Origin of the sequence: Brevundimonas vesicularis, assembly GCF_900445985.1 — a bacterium.
Taxonomy (GTDB): domain Bacteria; phylum Pseudomonadota; class Alphaproteobacteria; order Caulobacterales; family Caulobacteraceae; genus Brevundimonas; species Brevundimonas vesicularis_D.
Genome location: NZ_UAQP01000019.1, coordinates 1 through 2834, shown reverse-complemented (window position 1 = coordinate 2834; position 2834 = coordinate 1). Strand labels below are relative to the sequence as shown.

The 2834-nt window shown below is 53.7% G+C and carries 2 protein-coding genes and 1 pseudogene; all 3 read left to right on the top strand.

Annotated features, from left to right (window positions below):
- Nucleotides 1-451: pseudogene (locus DT343_RS18330) on the top strand (ABC transporter ATP-binding protein); the annotation flags it as partial.
- 8 nt (nucleotides 452-459) lie between these two features.
- Nucleotides 460-1596 (top strand): Fe-S cluster assembly protein SufD, encoded by a 1137-nt coding sequence (gene sufD, locus DT343_RS18325; RefSeq protein ID WP_181669238.1) that lies wholly within the window; start codon nucleotides 460-462, stop codon nucleotides 1594-1596.
- Nucleotides 1586-2794, top strand: coding sequence for a SufS family cysteine desulfurase (locus DT343_RS18320; protein ID WP_112863893.1), 1209 nt, complete (start codon nucleotides 1586-1588; stop codon nucleotides 2792-2794). The genes sufD and DT343_RS18320 overlap by 11 nt, the downstream gene beginning before the upstream one ends.
- Nucleotides 2795-2834 lie beyond the last annotated feature (40 nt).

The following is a 2834-nucleotide window of genomic DNA, read 5'->3' as shown; positions in this document are numbered from 1 at the left end:
CAAACGCGTGCATCAGGGCTTGCCGGAAATCGATGCGATGGATTTTCATGCTTTGCTGCAAGAACGCATGAAGCAGGTCAAAATGGGAGAAAATTTCCTCAGCCGCGCTGTGAATGTCGGTTTTTCGGGCGGTGAGAAAAAACGTAATGAAATCCTGCAAATGGCAGTTTTAGAACCGAAATTGACGGTGCTTGACGAAACCGATTCCGGCTTGGATATCGACGCTTTGCGCGTGGTCGCGGAAGGCGTGAACGCTTTGCGCGATGCCCGCCGTTCTTTCTTAGTGATTACGCATTATCAGCGTTTATTGGAATACATCGTGCCTGATGTGGTGCATGTATTGGTTAACGGCGAGATTGTGCAAAGCGGCGGCAAAGAATTGGCATTGGAGCTGGAAGCGCGCGGTTATCAGGAATACCGCGGCGAAGAAGCAGGCGCATCGCGCAATTAGGAGGCATGATGTCTGATTCGATGATTACAGAATTGCTGGTGCATACTGGCGATTCCGCTGCCAAGCAAAAAGCCTTGGCTTATCCGAGCCTGTCGCGTGCCGAATCATGGCGCTGGACGCCCTTGAAAGCCTTACGCAGCATCAGCCGCCGCGTGGACTGCGCCGCTTACCAATATGATTTTCCGGATGCGGTGCAGGTGTCTGAAACCGACGAAGCGCGCGATTTGGATATGGCTTTCTTGCACAGCCAAATCGACGCGCCTTTTGCCGCCGTCAATATGGCATTAGCCGATGATGTGTTGCACATCCGTATTCCCGCGCAAACATTCGAGCAACCGCTGGCGATTCATTTGGATGCCGTGGGCAAAAAATGGCAATTTTCACGGATGTTGATTGAAGTGGCGGCAGAGGCGAAAGCGGCTTTATGGCTGGATATGCGCGCCGAACGCGAGGCGGCGCAACTGCCTTTGATTGCGTTGGAAGTCGGCGCAAACAGCGAATTCGATATGGTGCTGTGGCTGGGCGCGGCGGATGAGGGCGCGGCGAATACGCAGTGCGCCTATATCGGCGCCAAGCAGCAAGCACACAGCAAACTGCGCATCAATGCGGTGCAAAGCGGCGCGGCATTGGCGCGAGTGGACGTGCAAGCCGAGATTCACGGCGCAGAGGCGGAATTTTTATTCGGCGGCGTACAGATGCTCAGCGGCGAGCAAGTCGGCGATTATCATGTGAACGTGCGCCATATGAGCGAAGGCAGCCAAAGCAATCAAGTCGTGCGCGGTGCTTTGCGCGACAAATCCAACGGCATTTTCGACGGCATGATTTATGTCGCCCACGGCGCACAGCAAACCGATGCCAAGCAAGACAGCCGCTATATCCTGCTTTCGAACGAAGCCAAATCGCATTCCGTGCCGCGTTTGGAAATTTATGCCGATGACGTGCAATGCGCGCACGGCTCGACAGTCGGCTTTTTAGACCCTGAATCGCTGTTTTATCTGCAATCGCGCGGTATTGACCTAGAAACCGCGCAAGTGATGCTGATCAGCAGCTTCTTGCATGAAGCGGTGGTCGTGGAGCATGGAGCCTTAGCTGCCAATTTGCACGAAGCGATTAGCCAAACATGGACAGGCGGCGATGAAGACTGATTTAGCCGGCGAATTTCCCATTCTCAACCGTCAAATACACGGCCATCCCTTGACCTATTTAGACAATGCCGCCAGCACGCAGAAACCCCTGCGCGTGATTGAAGCCATGCAGCATTGTCTGCAGCATGAATACAGCAACATTCATCGCGGTGTGCATTTTCTTTCGCAGCAACTGACGCAGCAATATGACCGCGTGCGCGAAAAAACCGCCGCCTTTCTTAATGCCGCATCCGCGCAAGAAATCGTCTTTACCAAAGGCACGACCGAGGCGCTGAACCTCTTAGCCTCTTCTTTAGGCGAACTACTGCTGCAAGCAGGCGACAAAGTATTGATCAGCGCCATGGAGCATCATGCCAATATCGTGCCTTGGCAAATCGCCTGCCGCCGCTTCGGTGCGGAATTGCTTGTTTTGCCGATGAACGACAAAGGCGAACTGCTTATAGAAGACTTTGATACCTACTTAGACGGCGTCAAAATTTTCTCTATCTGCCACGTCTCAAACGTATTGGGCAGTATCAACCCCATCGCGCCGCTCATCGCCAAAGCCAAAGCGCGCGGCATTACCACGATTGTTGACGGCGCGCAGGCGGTTGCGCATCTGCCGGTGGACGTGCAGGCGCTGGACTGCGATTTCTATGTTTTTTCAGGGCATAAACTCTACGGACCGACTGCCGTCGGCGTTCTCTACGGTCGCTACGAACTTTTAGAAGCCATGCCGCCCTATCAAGGCGGCGGCGACATGATTTTATCCGTGAGCTTTGAAAAAACCCTTTACGCACCGCCGCCGCTGAAATTTGAAGCCGGCACGCCACCGATTGTGGAAGTCATCGGCTTGGGTGCGGCATTGGAATGGCTGCAAGACATCGGTTTACCGAATCTCGCCGCGCATGAAGAACAGCTGCGCATAGAAGCGGAAGCCGCACTGAGCGAATTGAACGGTGTAAGCATCTACGGACAAGCGGCACAAAAAGCTGCGGTCATTTCCTTTACCCTGCAAGACATTCATCCCCATGATGCGGGAACGATTATGGACAGCCGCGGTCTCGCCGTACGTGTCGGACATCATTGCGCAGAACCAATTATGCGCTTCTTCGGCATTCCCGCCACCATCCGCGCCTCATTTGCCGCCTATAACGACAGCGCGGACATCGCGCGTTTAGTCGCAGCAGTCAAAACCACTCAGGATTTATTCGCATGAATGATTTAAAAACCCTTTATCAAGAAGTCATTCTTGATCA